Genomic DNA, 15,415 nt, shown 5'->3' with positions numbered 1-15,415 from the left:
GGATGAGGAGTTGGCGACAGCTCTTCGTCTTATCAACCTTCGCCCTCGTAAATGTCTCGGCTGGAAATCGGCTCACGAAGCATTCATGGACGAATTGTCGCACTTAGCTTGACAATCCGTCATTTATTGATATAGAGACAACCTTGGCTCCGTTTCGGAATAGCGATACAACTGTGCAGCTCTTTGTGAGTATTCATTCGATTTCTTCAAATCGCTCTTATGATCCCTCACCTCCTCAATGATACCCTTGCGACTTTGGGTTGATGTGATCGCATAAAATTCTTCTCGTCAAATTCAGGCACAACAGCTTGAATGACCTGATACAGCTCGCTTATAGTGAATTCCTTAGGTAGAAATTCCTTAGCAATCAATGGTAGTCAGCATTTGTTTGCGAATCTCCACGAGCGCATCCTCAAGAATTTGACGATGATCGAAAGCTAGCTCCATAGAAAGGGCTTTCTGGACGGGGAACAAACGAACATCCATGGCATCCACGGCTGCCCTGCGACCCATCAGCATCTTCTCATTCAACAAAGTGAGAAATGCATGTGAAAGTTGTCGCTTTCGAAACAGCGCTATAACTCCATTACCCTTATTGCCATATTACCGCGTTTGCGACCTGTGTCCACGTAACGATGTGCTTCAGACATCTCCTCCAGAGGCCACGTTCGGTCAATGACCACCTTATACGTTCCGGCTACAGCCAAACCCGCAATCGTTCGTAGGTCCTCCGCATTTTCCGTGACGACTCTGGCGATTGTCTTGCGGCTGTCCGACTGCTTTCATCGTGTTCCCCTCCTTGTATTGTCGTCTGTTCCCGTGAACTCGCAGACGAACACATCCTCCAGCTTCTCACCGAACGCATGGGCAATCCGGAACGCAAGCTCCAGCGAGGGGAAGTACTTGCCGTTCTCTACAGCGACAATGGTCTGTCTCGTAACACCCGTTCTCCTCGCCAGCTCGAGCTGTGTCATCTCATGATGGTGAAAACGCAACCGACGTATATGGTTCGTAATCGTGATGTTATCCATTCCCGATCCCTCTTCTGTACAGTAACAACTTCCAGAACCCCTCAACCATCGCCCCGGCAAGAAAGGACAGGAACACAATATTCAACATGACAGCAGACGGCATATCCAGGACGAGAGTAACGAGCGCGGCGATAAATCCTGCATTGACAACAATAAACCCGTTTTTCGTTGCAATCAGCATAATCCGTCTGTCCATCTCGTCTAAGACATCCGTCGAATCGTCTTCTTCCTTCCGTGCTTGTATCACAATCGCATTCAGAATGCGAAACACAATCAGGATAATGCTGTACACGACGATGCCGATCCCAATGAACACCAGTATAACACCCGCCCACCAGGTGAGGTTGGACTCCAGATCAGCCCCTCGCTCCCGGATCCTGGCATAACTGTACAGGACATAAGCAATAAGAACAATCAGGCTTGCGAGCAATGAGGCGACTGTCTTTTTCTCCTGATCATACATTGGGATCATCTCCGTTTCTTGTGTAAAAGTTTTCATACATAGAGTATATTATTTTTTACTATGTGTAAAGTATTTATTACACATTACCCAGATAACCGCATGAGATGTATGCTGGATGCCAATTTTTCAAAACCATCATCCCAAGGCTTACTCTCCTGTCATGCCTTTATGTATAAGTATTCATACAAGAGCACATATTGGTATTTTTAAAAAATGATATAACAGTTGTGGTACATAGGGCTTGCTGAACGAAACATTACAGAGCAATTCGTTTGTGGGCGTTGCGAATCAGCAGCATGTTGAAAATAAAGACAAAAAGGAGCCGCAAGCGGCGTTCCAGGTTCATCACGAGGAACTGCAGGGCGATGACGGCCCCGCTCGTTTGCTCGAGTCGCGCCCGGATTCGATTCAACCCATATTTTCGTTTTCCTTCACCAAACTTGCCTTCGATCGCATTGCGCTCGCCTGCATACAGCTTGGCGGTTCGTTTCATCTCCGCCGTGTCCGCCTGCTTCGAAGGTCGACCGATCGGAGGCCCGCTGAGCCGAATGCCGCGCTCTTGCAGTAGGCACGGTTCTCCCGGTTTCGGTAGATCCGATCGGCCATCACTTCTTTCGGGTACACGCCGAACCGAGCTTTTTACGTCTCCACCGATTCGATCAAGGTGACGCCTTCGTTGAAGTTGTCCCATTGCCGGCGCTCTAAGAAAGCGTAACCCTGCACCATGCTAACGGACACCTTCGCACCGAATTCGACTTTCGCTTTTGCTTTCCCGCGAACGATTGGACGAATATGCGGTTGATGAATGCTGACGATGCGATCCTCCACATGATAGACTCGCTTCGTGTACATCAGTCGTTGCTGCCGATACAACTCCTGAATGACAAGCAACTGCTTGTATTGCCGTCTGCTGAGCGCCGTGATCGCCGCCAGTTCTTCAATGATGCGAAGATCTCGCTTAATAAAGGTAAGCTGCTTCCCGATTCCCCGGCGGAGTGCCCGATAGCCGATTCGGCGTTGCTTGGCGAGAGACAGGTACGCACGGCGTGCCTTTTCTCGATACGTGCGCGGTTTCGGACGTTGTCCCACATGCGGCTCATGTAAAGCGTCGATGATCGTCTCCAGTTGAGATAAAGTAAAGTAAGGCTTGAGCTAAATGGGACGATAGTTAAAATAGACACAACGGCAGCCGGCCAGAAGATCGGCTGCCGTTTTCATTAAGCTAAAGGGAGTTATGCGTGATGATTATCTAGAAAGAGCATCTTTACAAGAGAACATACATTCGTTATTCTGTATGTGGGTTAATTTACCATGACCAATATGGGGGCGAGACCTTAATGTACGATGTAATCATTAATCGAGTTTCTCATGTTATGATTCCAGTAAAACAGCTAACTCAGTCCATGGATTGGTATGTAGAAAATCTAGGATTCCAAGTAAAATGGAAACGTGGGGATAACAAGATGGTTATCCTTGAGCTTCCCACTGGTCCCCATTTCTTTTTGTGGGAAACTGAACATGATACATTTGCTCATTTTCAATTGAAAGATGGCATAACTCCAGTAATTGGCCTCGAAGCAGCAGATATACGAACACTATTAAAAAAGCTGCGGAACAACGGCGTTCGAATTGGTGAGGTTAGAGAGGAACGAGGGGAAGGAATGGACTTTGAGTTCTTCGACCCAAGTGGAAATATGCTGGTTGTACATGAGCCCTTTAAAGGATAGAACAATTTATTCGTTCGGTTGAACTAACGGGTACGATAGCGTGGAGCTGCCATAAGGACAGCTCCTCTTTGAGTTCATTGAAGCAACTGGCGGTTTATGTCAATGAATAACCACAATGCTTGGCGGCAGAATAAAGTAAGATTGGGCAGATTCTTGAAAAGAATATTACTACTCTTTTTTTAAACGATTGATGAGAACCCGCGTAGAATAAATGCTGTATTGCTTTTCAGGGAATCGCTCAGACGGAGAGCTCTCTTTTATTAATATGACAATAGGTGACGTATATGAGGTCTATAATGGTGATAGATTAACGAAAGGAGTAACAAATCATGAAACGAAAAATAATTTTAGATTTAGCTGTTACTTTAGATGGTTTTATTGAAGGAAAACATGGTGAAGTTGATTGGTGCATTATGGACTCTGAGATGGGGTTTAATCATTTTTTAAATCAAATTGATACCATTTTATATGGAAGAAAAAGCTATGATTTATGGGGACAATTTACTCCGGAACTTGAACATGCGGATTCTGAAAGAGAATTCTGGGAATTGGTTCATAGTAAAGAGAAATATGTGTTTTCCAGGACGCAAAAGGGAACGGATAATAAAGCAAAATTCATAAATGATAGTATTCTTGAAAAAGTAAATGAATTAAAGAATAAGCCTGGTAAAGACATCTGGCTATATGGCGGAGCAAGTCTTATTACAACTTTTATCAATTTAGGACTTGTTGATGAATTTAGATTATCTGTTCACCCTGTCGTTTTGGGAGAAGGGAAACCGCTGTTTGTGGATATAAAACAGAGATTGAATTTAAAACTGGTTACTACAAGAACGTTCTCCTCAGGCGTTGTACAACTATTTTATCATTTTGATGGGAACTAATAATATTGTACATTCCAATCATAAAATCGTTTTTAACAGCGGCAAGTCAAAGACTTTATTTTCTAGTCTTCGACCGCCGCTTTTTCATCTACTGGGTTCAGTCTAAAACTTGTCGTGATTATTCCGTTATACTGTGAAACTAAGAAAATGGAAATCCGAGGTGGAGTCTATGAACGTCGAAGACATCATAATCAAAGGAGCACGTGAGAATAACCTGAAAAACGTGAATGTCCGTATACCGAAGCGAAAAATCACAATCTTCACCGGCGTCTCGGGCTCGGGGAAATCTTCCTTGGTATTCGACACCGTAAGCGCAGAGGCGCAGAGACAGCTTAATGAGACTTTTACCGCATTCATCCGCAATCGGCTGCCCCGGTTTAGTCAGCCGGATACCGATCTCATCGAGAACTTGTCTACGGCGGTTGTGATCGACCAGAAACGGCTCGGCGGTAACTCCCGTTCGACGGTCGGCACAATCACAGATATTTATGCCATGCTCCGGTTGCTTTTTTCCAGAATCGGCAAGCCTTTTGTCGGCTCTTCACATTTTTTCTCGTTTAACGAGCCGGCTGGCATGTGCCCGGAATGCTCCGGAGTCGGACAGGTGGTGCAGTTTGATGTGGACAAGTTGCTCGACAGGTCCAAGTCACTGAATGAAGGCGCAATCCTGTTCTCCGTATTCAAAGTGGGAAGTTGGTACTTGAATACGTATACCCATTCCGGCTTGTTCGACAATAACAAGCGGCTTGCCGACTATACGCAGGCAGAATGGGATACCCTCCTCCACGGCAAAGAAAGCAAGATCGTATACCGCACCAAAGGCGGCGATATCGAATCGGATTATGAAGGTCTGCTGCCCAAGCTGACCCGCCTGTATTTAAAGAGGGATAGTAGTGAGTTGTCAGAGTCCAAACGAGAAACCCTTGACCTGTTTCTATCTTATAGCGAGTGTAGCCTTTGCGGAGGAAGCCGGCTTAATCAAGCGGCCTTGGGCTGCCGGATTAACGGATACAACATTGCCCAGTGCGCAGCGATGGAGATTGGCGAGCTCATACGTATTATTGAAGCTATACAGGATCCCGTTGCTGGTCCGATGATTGACGGGATTCTGATCCGGTTGAACCATCTGGTCTCTATTGGGCTGGAGTACCTGAGTCTGGACCGTCAAACCGCATCCTTGTCGGGCGGGGAGTCGCAGCGCATCAAGATGATCCGGCATCTGAGCAGCAGTCTTACCGACATGATCTACATTTTCGATGAACCGAGCGTCGGACTGCATCCGCGGGATGTCCGTCGTCTGAACGGCATGCTGTGCCAGCTCCGGGACAAAGGGAATACTGTACTTGTCGTCGAACATGACCGCGAAGTAATGGAGATCGCCGATTACATCATCGATGTTGGACCTCATGCGGGAACCCGCGGCGGAGAAATCGTCTACGAAGGCGACTTTGCGGGCTTACTCCGCGCGGATACCTTGACAGGACGGTACTTGAAGCAAAGTCTGCCCTTGAAAACTTCAACTAGGGTGCCCAAGGGTCGGATGACCGTAGCCGGCGCCAGCCTGCACAATCTGAAGGATGTGACAGTCGATATACCGGTCGGTGTGCTGACTGTGGTAACGGGAGTAGCCGGCTCAGGCAAAAGTACACTGATTAACGGAGCATTCCTGCCGTCGCATCCGGAAGCGATTGTCATTGATCAAACGGCCGTGGGCACGTCCATACGCTCCAATCCGGCTACCTACACGGGGATGATGGACGAGATCCGCCGGCTGTTCGCAGCAGCCAACAAGGTGAGTGCTTCCTTGTTCAGCTTCAACTCCAAGGGAGCCTGTTCCAACTGTCAGGGTCTTGGGATGATATATACGGACCTGGCCTTTCTCGAGCCGGTAAGGACGACATGTGAAATATGCGCGGGCAAACGGTTCAGTGATGAAGTGCTGCAGTATAAACTGAAAGGAAAATCCATCAGCGACGTCCTCGCTATGACGGTACGGGAAGCTTCGGCGTTCTTCAGCGGGAAGGAACTGCTCCGTCAAATGCGGACGCTTGAGGATGTGGGACTCGGATACGTAACGCTTGGCCAGCCTCTGAGCACCTTGTCAGGCGGGGAATGCCAGCGCATCAAACTGGCCGGGGAACTTCACAAGGAAGGCAGTCTATATGTAATGGACGAGCCGACAACTGGACTGCATATGTCCGATATCTCTCGTCTGATGGACATTATGAACCGCTTGGTCGACGGGGGCAACACGGTGGTGGTCATCGAACACAACCTGGATGTGATCAAGAGCGCAGACTGGATCATTGACATGGGTCCTGAGGGCGGCCACCGGGGTGGCCGAATTGTATTCGAAGGCACCCCTGTCCAGCTTGCTGCTGCCGAGCATTCGATAACGGGGGTGTATTTACGCAAGGCAGAAACCGGTCAGGGGGCGTCTTCCTGACGGGGTACGTTGCAACGGACCAGATCGAGGAGATTAAGCTTTCGGGAACGATAGTATAATCATAAGATCAGGAGCAGGCGCCGCGGCGACCTGCTCCTGATCGTTGAAGTAACGGGGCAGGATAATATGAAGGGAAATATTTACAAGCGAACAAATGATCGGTATAATAAGCCCGAGATTAACAATGAATAAGGAGGGGTTAAGATGATTAACACCGAGGAGACCAAATCACTCGTTAATACAGTAGTTCAGGTGAGATTACCGGTCAGGGATATTGACGAGTCAGTAGCTTGGTATGAGAAATATTTCGGTTTTACACACTGCTGGAAAACTGAAAACGAATCTGATTTAAAGCTTGAACCAGGTCCATACTTGTTTTTAAAGCGAGTAGAGCAACCACTACCGATTCAATTTGTATCAGAAGGAAAACCTTATGCAGTTCTTTGTATAAAAACATCTAATGTTTTTGAGTGTTACCGAACATTCGTTGAGGCTAATGAGGAAGTAACCGAAATAACGCACACCTGGAACATTGATCGCTTTCCTGAATTCAATGTTACAGATCCTTCGGGGAATGTTATTAATGTAGCGAACTACCCCGATTTACATATTGAGGGTTTTTGAGCTATCGGAGACGATAGTTGCGTAATCACAAAGACAAGGCTGCCGGAAGGATTCGGCGGCCTTGTTGAGCTAACGGGCAGTTTAACGCAACTAGAGGGTGATATAATACGTCTAAAATAACAATAACTTTGTCATGAAAAGGAGGAATTTATGAAAAATATTATTGTTTTACTTATTCTCATGTTAATTACTTCAACAACAACTGGATGTAAAAAACAAGATGTTGATGTTCAAGCAAGCCCTACATTCAAGAGCGGAGTATATACGTTACAGGGCATTGAAGGAAGAATTGGTATTTTAGCTCCTAGCGGTTTTGTTGCGAATAAACCGAATAAGTACATGTGGCATTTCTGGGGTACGAAAGAAGAATTAGCTCGAGTTCCCTTTAAAGTTGAAGCCATTGATCTGAAAACAGGCGAAAAGCATCAAGTTTTGCTTGAGGGAATGGGAACTCCGGATAAAAAATATGTATGGGAGTACAATTACGGTTTAGGTGGTCCAAACAATGGGGCGGATGCTCATTTACCTTCAGGTCTAGAACTACCTAATTCAGGAAAATGGAAACTTAATGCCTATTTAGGTGGAGAATTATTCGGTAGCGTCTCCATCGATGTAAAATAGTTCAAGTACTTTTATTGAAAATTAGTCATTCCGCTAACGGAGCACGATAGCATGGAGCTGCCGCAAGGACAGCTCCTCTTGATGTTTATTGAAGTAACGGAGCAGTTTACTGAAATTGTCCAACATAAAAAAGGAATTTATGACCAGAAGAACGAACTTATCTTGACCAAACTGCGAGGTGAAATATGAAGAAGTGCCTAATTGAAGAAATTCACTTTAATGATATTCCTGTTAGCGACTTACAACGTTCTCTAGACTGGTATCATAAATATCTTGGATTTGAACCTGGATTTAAAAACGATTCAATGGTCGTGATGAAATTACAAAATGGACCTGTATTGGTGCTTAATCAGTCGGATTCATCCGCTCGTGCGGTGTGGTCGAATGAAGGTGTAACCAGACCGATAATTGGTTTTACAACTAATGAAATTGAACAACTTCATCGAGAACTTCGTGACGCGGGAATTTCAGCAACCGATATACGCGACGAAGGAATGGGATGGTTCTTCGAGTTTGTAGATCCTGATGGAAATATGTTTTCGATTTTAAAGTACAACCAAGTATAACCATGTATATTCTCGATGATTACGCTAACGGAGACGATAGCGGGAAATTTGATGATTGGAGCAGACGCCGCGGCGACCTGCTCCAGTTCATTGAAGTAACGGGCAGGATCGGTAGTTCTGCCAAATGGAGCTTCAGCTACAACATCTTTTTTTACAACATTTCGGAAATAACGACCGTTTATAACATATAAGAAGTAATTCATGAGGAGATGAATTCGATTTGAACAAAGCCCGCCTTTGTCTCTATGCATTGCTTTTGAGTATACCGCTTGCCTTGCAGCCGACAGTCTCAAATGCTGCAACTGACCGGGTCGAGGTAAGCTTTCCCGAATTTCGCATAACCGTGAACGGTACCGTGCTGGATGTGCGGCACAGCGAATATCCACTTCTCGTGTATAAGGACATCACGTACTTCCCGATGACCTGGAACAACATGACCGCACTGGGGCTTACGGCACAGTGGGACCCAATGCAGGGGATGTCGCTGGCAAATACGAACGCCTGCATACCGCTCCAACAGAATTTGACTTCCACAATCAATTCATACGACGATACACAAAAGGCTGAGCTTGCCATGTTTCCAGTTCAGGTAAACGGACAAGGGATCGACAATGCAGCTGAACCGTATCCGCTGCTGCTTTACCGCAATATCACGTATTTTCCGATGACGTGGCGGTTTACGCACGACGTTTTCGGATGGATGACAAGCTGGGATGCGGAACATGGCCTCGGGATCGAGTCCTGCGGAGGCGGAACGAATGTGCAAGCGAAGCAGGCCGATGCGCTCAATGTGGCGAATAACGGACAACTAGCCGTTCAAGGCGATTGGATCTATATGAATCCGGAGATCAAATATTTCGGAACGAGTCAACTGGTGAAACGCAAAACGGATGGTAGCGAGGAAGTGAGGCTTTCGGACGACAATGCCTCGTACCTCAACATCGAAGGGGATTGGCTATATTACACGATTCCCTCCCCAAATGATCCCGGCGGCATCTATAAGATCAAAACAGACGGGACCGGGCGCACGCAGCTTTTCGCCGGTCCTGCCGAAAAGCTATGGGTGAACAACGGCTGGATTTATTACATGCATGATACAAACGGCGGCGGCTATTACTGGACCGACAGCATTCGTAGGATGAAGACTGACGGTACGGAAGACCAAGTGCTCCTGGCCAAAGACCAAAGTTCGTCCTTTTCCGGATTTTTTCTGGATGGGGATACGATCTACTATGTCAGACAGAACATGCTGTTTCGGATGAACCTGGACGGCTCCGATAATCGGAAGCTTCGCGAAGATGTGACCCGTGCGATCCTCATCGACGGGTGGATCTATTATGTTAGCCAGAATGGTATACAATTGAACAAAATGAGCGGAGACGGACTGGTCGATATTCCGCTGCATACCTCCTCGGAGGGCTTGATTAGGGCGTTTCATTACCACCAGGGCTGGATTTACATGGCCGCAGGCAATTTCAGAATTATGGGTTCCGGCAATATCGACAAGTTCCGCCTTGACGGTTCGGGGGGAACTGGCCTGACGACCGCTCGTGCGACTACACTTTACTTTGCGGGCGACACACTGTACTACAACCACTCATGGGAGGGAAACAGCCGGCTCGACCGCATGGAAATGAAATAGCGATCAGGCCATTGTTCATGCATGAATAATGTGCTTCAATGTTCGCGCGGTCTAAAATTTCTCGTCTCCACTAACGGAACACGATAGCTCAGTCACTACATGACGGCAGCCGGCACACGATCGGCTGCCGTTGTCCGTTGAAGTAACGGGGCAGGATAACGTAACAAAAAGGCTTTTCTTGCATCTAACAATATAAGGAAAATAATCAAGAATTACGCGGATCGGGAGGATGGTTATTTTGAGAAAATGGATGTTTGGATTAGTGTGCGGGTTTATTTTGACACTTCTAACGGCAGCGGTGCCCTCTTCAACGATTCAAGGAACTCTTTTTCCGAGCATGGTTACGATCCATAACGGAAAGGATGTAGAAGCTATTGATGTCTCTGGAGATAATGGCGTAATCAATTATAAAAATAAGGCTTATATCCCATTAAGGCTTTTTTCTGAAAAGATGGGTGCGTCAGTCGGATACGAGCCGGGATCGGAAGCGACGAACTGGGCGCATAAAATTGATATTTACCAAGGAAAGCCCGTGATCGAGTGGAGATTAAAGCGGGTGGGGGAACTGGTAGCGAATTGCGCTCCAGGTGTCCCGTTTTTTATTTCTCCCGGGGGTGCTTATGAGAATGACCAAGCTTTTTATGCCCAAATCCACAACAATATGAAAGAAGATATATCGGTTAGTCCAATTGAACTAACTTTTCAAGTTCGTGTAAAGGACGGTCATGAGGTTGTATATAGCCACAAGTTGCCGCCTTTTTCGGGGGTAATTCCAAGTTCATTCGCTTATATTGCATCATTTACATGGGACCATACCGGAATGGACGGCAAGGAAGTACCGCCAGGGGATTATTTCATTGAACTGGTTCGTCCTTCTACGGTAAACTACCAAGTACTCGACAATAATGAGCAAAAGACAGTTAAAATTGAAAGGGAAGGCGGCTGCAACTTGGGTTATTATGGAGTTACATTTAAATGAATCAGCGGCCATAGTGACTGATTTCATGTCGGAAGTCACAAACATTGTTACATTTAAAGTCGCGTAAATCGCGGCTTATTTTATTAATGTCACAAGTTTCTTGACATTGGGCGATGACAAGAACGTTGTGACATTCCCGATTTGTGACAAGAAGCTTGTGAAATTCCCGAAGATGATAGTCGAAGGGAACGCCAAAATAGCTATGTCGGTTGGAAATCTTCCTCTGCGGAAGGCAAGAGGTTTTTTGGTGAGATGGTAACTAGGCAGCAAGGGAATGGTCGCAAAGCGGAAAGAGTCAGTGCACTCCGCAGGTCATCGGATCCAGAGCTGGCAGAAAGCATTCTACAATACCTAGTAAGTGATGAGGGAATAATGTTTACTTACGTCATGTGTAATTGTACAAAAAAAAACTAATTTACGAGGCGTCAGTATTGAAGATTGCGATATAGAAGGGTTGACTATAGACGGCGTCGACATTGCGGCATTGTTGCGGCAACACAAGACGCCCCTCGGTTGAGTACCTTATTCGCGCTATTCCGCTAACGGGTACAATAGTTCAATCAACTGGAACGAGGCTGCTGGCATGGATCGGCGGCCTGCCAAAACACTTTACAGAATGTCCCTTCTGTAAAGTGTTTTTTTCAGGTTTATTAGTTTGGTCTGAAGGTGCGTCGGCCGGCGGATGATGACTGGAACAAGATTCATTCATTTATTAAGTCGCTTTACGTGGTAGCTTTACGCCACTCAAAATCCCCATAATCAATTATAACAATTTCCCCATTAGGTTTCCGGCGTATGTTCTTGTTGTTGGGATTACCGTTTTTACTTGTTATATCGGAAGGGATAATTCCGTATTTTCTAAAATCAGCCTTCATTGTAATGAGTTTTCGCATAATTCTGTCCGTTTTTTTGAAATTCAAATGATAACCTTTCATGACTATCCAACTATACCCATCACCATATTTTTTAATGTGGCCAAGATGTTTTTTTAATATAAGAGGCGCTGATTTGTATATCGTAACTTCTCGTTTATTACTAATAATTCCATCTTTCGATTGTGCTATTTTTAAAACGTAACCATTCCCTAGGTCATAAACAATACGACTCATACCCCCACCGACAACTTTTTGGCCACTTATCATTCTCTTTATTTTTTTGTTCAATTGATAACGCTCCTCTCAATAGAAGATGTCATGACAATATTCTATTCGAACAAAATAAAAAATGCGTATGTTCATTACACGGTATTGACAAAATGTAGCATTGAAATTATGTTTTTAAACTGGATCGGAGGCGTTTCTCCAAGGGCTAGTAGAATTAGTACAAATCTCTTTTTTAGGGCATCTAGTGATCGGATTTCATATTAGCAATTGTGACCAGCAAAATAAAAATCATATATGTAAGCTGTTGAAAGAAAATAAAGTATTAGACTGAAAAATAAAGTGTTAGACTCGGAAAATAAAGTATTAGACTGAGAAAGTAAAGTTGTAGACTGACGCCCGTTGGTTAAGCTAACGGGGCAGTTATGTGTTATCAAGCCAAACACATAAATGATAAAAAATGACATAAAGACTTTTGAAAAACTCTGGATAATGTTGGTATTGACTATTATGGAAGTGAGGGAACGTGCTTGGCAGAGAATGCTAAAAAACGAGACGGGCATCGTAAACTCTTCTTGAAGGAAACCGAGGCATATAAACCTACAGTAGTTCCTACTGCATTCAAGGTGCTAAGCGGCAATAACGGTAACGTTCAAAATTACATTACAGGGGAGGGTCAGCAAGTGGAATATCAATCGGAGAGAAGAGGTTCTTATCACTTAGCGGGCATCCGCCATGGAACAGATTTCCCTGGGTGGGATGGTAAGCCCAATTGGCTGAACCAAAAGTTTAAAGATTTCCACCAACGGATTTCCGGGATATCGGGTTTCCATAAGATTCAAAGTATTTTATCTATCACATAGTACCCTGGGAGGGGTTTATTGTTTGCACCGAGATCGATGAAGGTACAGGTATCCCTCCCGATTTTGTCAAAATAACAGTTCCAGATATTAGTTACGAAGTTTATACTCACAACGGAACAATGTCCAACCAGCCTGAGACCTTTGATCGCATTTGTAATTCTTCTAATGGTGGGGAAGAGGATCAAGAGATGGTCCATTTCGAGAAATACGATGGAGATTTTGATTTTACACAGGACTCAGGCAGTTTTAAAATATATATTCCCCTGAAGCAAACAGACGGTGCAATGTAGTTAAGCTAACGGAGACGATAGTTAAATGAAACAGTAGTAGACTAGGACTTTATTTTCTTCGGACACTAAGGGCCGCAAAAAGGTGTTGCATCAAAAGGGAGGAGCACTTCTATGCGATCGATTGAGCACGAGTACTAAGTCCCATCTCCTTATGCGCGTGGCCCACCGGACGGTATCTGTAAATGGAAGTACTATTTGATTTGCAGATCACGATTTTGGAGGGACTTGTAGATGAGAAGAGAAGACAAGCAATTTGAACGTTGGATCGGGCAAGCGAATCAGCCATTCTCGGGATGGGACTTTTCCTATATTGTGGAAACAGGGCGAATGACTAGCGACTGCTTGGCATGGTCATACGGAAGCATGGCCATCCCTCTCGTGCAGGATGCCGAGTCGATGCTGGATATGGGGACCGGCGGCGGAGAGTTGTTGTCAATGTTGAGGCCATGGCCGAAATTCGTTTGCGCCACCGAAGGCTATCAGCCGAACTTGTCCGTCGCCAAAGAACTACTGGAGCCGCTGGGTGTGACTGTCCTTTCTGTGGAGGATGATGAGCGTCTTCCTTTTGAGACCGGCCAGTTCGATTTAGTGCTGAACAAGCATGAATCGTATTCGCCGCGGGAGGTTCGGCGGGTGCTCTCCGACGGCGGGTATTTCCTAACTCAACAGTCGGGAGGCACCGATTGCTTCGAGATCAACGAACGATTCGGCGTAGCGTTAAATACAGCATTTTCGGAATGGAAGCTCGATGCCGCCATACAGGGCGTGCAGGAGAATCACCTTGAAGTCGTGAAACAGTCTGAGCAGTTTCTTAGTCAACGATTCTATGATGTCGGCGCACTGGTCTATTATTTGAAGGCCATTCCGTGGCAGATTCCGGATTTCAAAGTCGATAAATACAGAGAAGAGCTATACAGTATTCATCTGCATATTGAACGGCAAGGTTACTTTGAGGTGACACAGCACCGGTTTTACTTGCTGGCCAAAGCATTGTCTTAGATTATATTCAAAAATTAATCAAATCGATTTCTAGGAGCTTGTTGCGCTGCGACAGCTCCTTTTGCATTTTTCGCCGATAGCCCCGTTAAGCTAGAACCGTATCATATTGCAAATTGGCTCATTGCGCTAACGGAGACTTTAATTTCAATAGAATTTTTGGAGGCAGCCGGCATTTTATATCGGATGCCTTTTCTTAACGATACAGAAAATTTAATTTCACTAAAGCGTCACAACTTCGAAGGGTTATTTCGATAAAGGTAAAGTTTTCTGTACCAAGAAAAATTTCCGCTAAAACGCGGTCGCTCATCTTTGAAGTACGTCGATAGACGTTTTTCATATTAACGGGCAGATTACGTTACTAAAAAATAAAATCGGCACAACTATGTGCCGATTCACCAATTACCATATGCCAAAAAGGATACACCTAAAAAAGTCATGGATACATAATAGTGTATAAAAAAAATCAATATAAGTCTACAACTTTTTGGTGAAAACTGTAATATTATTTATGCGACCGCGGCGCAAACGACAATGGATAAAGGGAGAAGACCTGAATGATTACTCTCAGAAAAATAACGCTGGAAAACAGACGCGCCATATTTAACTTGGAAGTATCAGAGGAACAGCGGCGCTTTGTTGCATCCAATCTATCAAGTGTAGCTTCGTGCTATGTCCTTGCCACCAATGGGGGACATCCAATGCCATTTGCCATTTATTCGGATGGGCAGCCTGTAGGTTTTGTTATGTTGACTTATGGAATCACCGGATACGACCTCCCGTCAATCGCACACGATAGCTATTGTATTTTACGACTGATGATTGACAAGAACCACCAGAACCGAGGCTATGGTCGGGAAGCCATGAGAAAAATCTTGGAGTTTATCCGCACATTTCCGGCTGGGCCTGCACATTACTGCTGGACTTGTTATGAGGCCGATAACTTCGTCGCTAAAAAGCTTTATGAAAGTTTCGGCTTTCGTGAGAACGACGAGATCATCCACAACGAACCAATAACCGTATTGAAACTCTGAATAGAACGAATTTCTTGATGGAGGGAGGATACTGGATTGAACATGAACGCCAGTAATAAGGGGGGGATTAATGACAGTTGGTTGGTAAGGGGCCGATTAAATAGGTTGCTACACTAAACGAAGACGTTACTAAACGAAACAAGGAGCAG

19 protein-coding genes and 2 pseudogenes are annotated in these 15,415 nt (G+C 45.3%); 15 read left to right on the top strand and 6 right to left on the bottom strand.

Translation table 11 applies throughout. The annotated features are described in order from the left end of the window. Nucleotides 1-112, top strand: a pseudogene (locus D7M11_RS37630) (IS30 family transposase); the annotation flags it as partial. 248 nt (nt 113-360) lie between these two features. Here the strand turns inward: D7M11_RS37630 and D7M11_RS37965 are convergent. From D7M11_RS37965 to D7M11_RS37620, 5 genes and pseudogenes are all read right to left on the bottom strand, one after another. Further along, nucleotides 361-531, bottom strand: coding sequence for an NUDIX hydrolase (locus tag D7M11_RS37965; protein ID WP_193556347.1), 171 nt, complete (start codon nt 529-531; stop codon nt 361-363). A gap of 44 nt (nt 532-575) precedes the next feature. Beyond that, nucleotides 576-758: a zinc-binding dehydrogenase gene (locus D7M11_RS33745; RefSeq protein WP_120751680.1), complete on the bottom strand. Its 183-nt coding sequence runs from the start codon at nt 756-758 to the stop codon at nt 576-578. Between the two features lie 24 nt (nt 759-782). Then, complete coding sequence (locus tag D7M11_RS33740) at nt 783-1,031, bottom strand: helix-turn-helix transcriptional regulator (RefSeq protein WP_120751679.1); 249 nt, start codon at nt 1,029-1,031, stop codon at nt 783-785. Then, nucleotides 1,024-1,494, bottom strand: a complete 471-nt coding sequence (locus D7M11_RS33735) for a hypothetical protein (RefSeq protein WP_120751678.1) — start codon at nt 1,492-1,494, stop codon at nt 1,024-1,026. Before D7M11_RS33735 ends, D7M11_RS33740 begins: the two co-directional genes overlap by 8 nt. Before the next feature lie 256 nt (nt 1,495-1,750). Continuing rightward, nucleotides 1,751-2,622: pseudogene (locus D7M11_RS37620) on the bottom strand (transposase); the annotation flags it as partial. A 209-nt stretch (nt 2,623-2,831) separates the two neighbouring features. On the opposite strand from D7M11_RS37620, the gene D7M11_RS33720 reads away from it, so the two are divergent. The 10 genes from D7M11_RS33720 to D7M11_RS33680 all read left to right on the top strand — a co-directional run bounded on the left by D7M11_RS33720 (nt 2,832) and on the right by D7M11_RS33680 (nt 10,983). Further along, on the top strand, nt 2,832-3,221 hold the full coding sequence (locus D7M11_RS33720; RefSeq protein ID WP_120751675.1) for a VOC family protein: 390 nt from the start codon (nt 2,832-2,834) through the stop codon (nt 3,219-3,221). Between the two features lie 329 nt (nt 3,222-3,550). Continuing rightward, on the top strand, nt 3,551-4,105 hold the full coding sequence (locus D7M11_RS33715) for a dihydrofolate reductase family protein (RefSeq protein WP_120751674.1): 555 nt from the start codon (nt 3,551-3,553) through the stop codon (nt 4,103-4,105). A gap of 169 nt (nt 4,106-4,274) precedes the next feature. Beyond that, entirely contained in the window at nt 4,275-6,551 is a 2,277-nt protein-coding gene (locus tag D7M11_RS33710; protein ID WP_120751673.1) for an ATP-binding cassette domain-containing protein, read from the top strand. 204 nt (nt 6,552-6,755) lie between these two features. Further along, nucleotides 6,756-7,175, top strand: coding sequence for a VOC family protein (locus D7M11_RS33705; protein ID WP_120751672.1), 420 nt, complete (start codon nt 6,756-6,758; stop codon nt 7,173-7,175). Nucleotides 7,176-7,325: 150 nt separating this feature from the next. Beyond that, nucleotides 7,326-7,796, top strand: coding sequence for a DUF4871 domain-containing protein (locus D7M11_RS33700; protein ID WP_120751671.1), 471 nt, complete (start codon nt 7,326-7,328; stop codon nt 7,794-7,796). Between the two features lie 51 nt (nt 7,797-7,847). Then, on the top strand, nt 7,848-7,985 hold the full coding sequence (locus tag D7M11_RS36615; RefSeq protein ID WP_158606977.1) for a hypothetical protein: 138 nt from the start codon (nt 7,848-7,850) through the stop codon (nt 7,983-7,985). Further along, on the top strand, nt 7,982-8,362 hold the full coding sequence (locus D7M11_RS33695; RefSeq protein WP_120751670.1) for a VOC family protein: 381 nt from the start codon (nt 7,982-7,984) through the stop codon (nt 8,360-8,362). Before D7M11_RS36615 ends, D7M11_RS33695 begins: the two co-directional genes overlap by 4 nt. Before the next feature lie 2 nt (nt 8,363-8,364). Continuing rightward, nucleotides 8,365-8,553: a hypothetical protein gene (locus tag D7M11_RS37015; RefSeq protein WP_120751669.1), complete on the top strand. Its 189-nt coding sequence runs from the start codon at nt 8,365-8,367 to the stop codon at nt 8,551-8,553. Nucleotides 8,554-8,582: 29 nt separating this feature from the next. After that, nucleotides 8,583-10,004: a DUF5050 domain-containing protein gene (locus D7M11_RS33685; RefSeq protein ID WP_120751668.1), complete on the top strand. Its 1,422-nt coding sequence runs from the start codon at nt 8,583-8,585 to the stop codon at nt 10,002-10,004. A 238-nt stretch (nt 10,005-10,242) separates the two neighbouring features. Next, nucleotides 10,243-10,983: a hypothetical protein gene (locus D7M11_RS33680; RefSeq protein ID WP_120751667.1), complete on the top strand. Its 741-nt coding sequence runs from the start codon at nt 10,243-10,245 to the stop codon at nt 10,981-10,983. A 722-nt stretch (nt 10,984-11,705) separates the two neighbouring features. On the opposite strand, the gene D7M11_RS33675 is transcribed toward D7M11_RS33680, so the two are convergent. Further along, on the bottom strand, nt 11,706-12,146 hold the full coding sequence (locus D7M11_RS33675; RefSeq protein WP_120751666.1) for a hypothetical protein: 441 nt from the start codon (nt 12,144-12,146) through the stop codon (nt 11,706-11,708). 467 nt (nt 12,147-12,613) lie between these two features. Here D7M11_RS33675 and D7M11_RS33670 point away from each other — a divergent pair, with 467 nt between their 5' ends. The 4 genes from D7M11_RS33670 (at nt 12,614) to D7M11_RS33655 (ending at nt 15,266) form a co-directional block, all read left to right on the top strand. Next, nucleotides 12,614-12,946 (top strand): hypothetical protein, encoded by a 333-nt coding sequence (locus tag D7M11_RS33670; RefSeq protein WP_120751665.1) that lies wholly within the window; start codon nt 12,614-12,616, stop codon nt 12,944-12,946. Further along, the gene (locus tag D7M11_RS38215) at nt 12,934-13,236 is read left to right on the top strand and encodes an effector binding domain-containing protein (RefSeq protein ID WP_120751664.1); all 303 of its coding nucleotides are present in this window, start codon (nt 12,934-12,936) and stop codon (nt 13,234-13,236) included. Before D7M11_RS33670 ends, D7M11_RS38215 begins: the two co-directional genes overlap by 13 nt. 231 nt (nt 13,237-13,467) lie before the next feature. Continuing rightward, nucleotides 13,468-14,235: a class I SAM-dependent methyltransferase gene (locus D7M11_RS33660; protein ID WP_120751663.1), complete on the top strand. Its 768-nt coding sequence runs from the start codon at nt 13,468-13,470 to the stop codon at nt 14,233-14,235. A gap of 554 nt (nt 14,236-14,789) precedes the next feature. Continuing rightward, nucleotides 14,790-15,266 (top strand): GNAT family N-acetyltransferase, encoded by a 477-nt coding sequence (locus D7M11_RS33655; protein WP_120751662.1) that lies wholly within the window; start codon nt 14,790-14,792, stop codon nt 15,264-15,266. The last annotated feature ends 149 nt before the right edge of the window (nt 15,267-15,415 follow it).

Source organism: Paenibacillus ginsengarvi, from assembly GCF_003626695.1.
GTDB lineage: Bacteria > Bacillota > Bacilli > Paenibacillales > NBRC-103111 > Paenibacillus_AB > Paenibacillus_AB ginsengarvi.
Note: the sequence above shows the minus strand (reverse complement) of the source record. Positions and strands in the feature narration are given on the sequence as shown.

Excerpts from the sequence above, each read along its gene's own strand:
- D7M11_RS33740 (WP_120751679.1), bottom strand. The coding sequence starts at position 1,031 with ATGGATAACATCACGATTACGAACCATATACGTCGGTTGCGTTTTCAC.
- D7M11_RS33735 (WP_120751678.1), bottom strand. The coding sequence starts at position 1,494 with ATGTATGATCAGGAGAAAAAGACAGTCGCCTCATTGCTCGCAAGCCTG.
- D7M11_RS33720 (WP_120751675.1), top strand. The coding sequence starts at position 2,832 with ATGTACGATGTAATCATTAATCGAGTTTCTCATGTTATGATTCCAGTA.
- D7M11_RS33715 (WP_120751674.1), top strand. The coding sequence starts at position 3,551 with ATGAAACGAAAAATAATTTTAGATTTAGCTGTTACTTTAGATGGTTTT.
- D7M11_RS33710 (WP_120751673.1), top strand. The coding sequence starts at position 4,275 with ATGAACGTCGAAGACATCATAATCAAAGGAGCACGTGAGAATAACCTG.
- D7M11_RS33705 (WP_120751672.1), top strand. The coding sequence starts at position 6,756 with ATGATTAACACCGAGGAGACCAAATCACTCGTTAATACAGTAGTTCAG.
- D7M11_RS33700 (WP_120751671.1), top strand. The coding sequence starts at position 7,326 with ATGAAAAATATTATTGTTTTACTTATTCTCATGTTAATTACTTCAACA.
- D7M11_RS36615 (WP_158606977.1), top strand. The coding sequence starts at position 7,848 with ATGGAGCTGCCGCAAGGACAGCTCCTCTTGATGTTTATTGAAGTAACG.
- D7M11_RS33695 (WP_120751670.1), top strand. The coding sequence starts at position 7,982 with ATGAAGAAGTGCCTAATTGAAGAAATTCACTTTAATGATATTCCTGTT.
- D7M11_RS37015 (WP_120751669.1), top strand. The coding sequence starts at position 8,365 with ATGTATATTCTCGATGATTACGCTAACGGAGACGATAGCGGGAAATTT.
- D7M11_RS33660 (WP_120751663.1), top strand. The coding sequence starts at position 13,468 with ATGAGAAGAGAAGACAAGCAATTTGAACGTTGGATCGGGCAAGCGAAT.
- D7M11_RS33655 (WP_120751662.1), top strand. The coding sequence starts at position 14,790 with ATGATTACTCTCAGAAAAATAACGCTGGAAAACAGACGCGCCATATTT.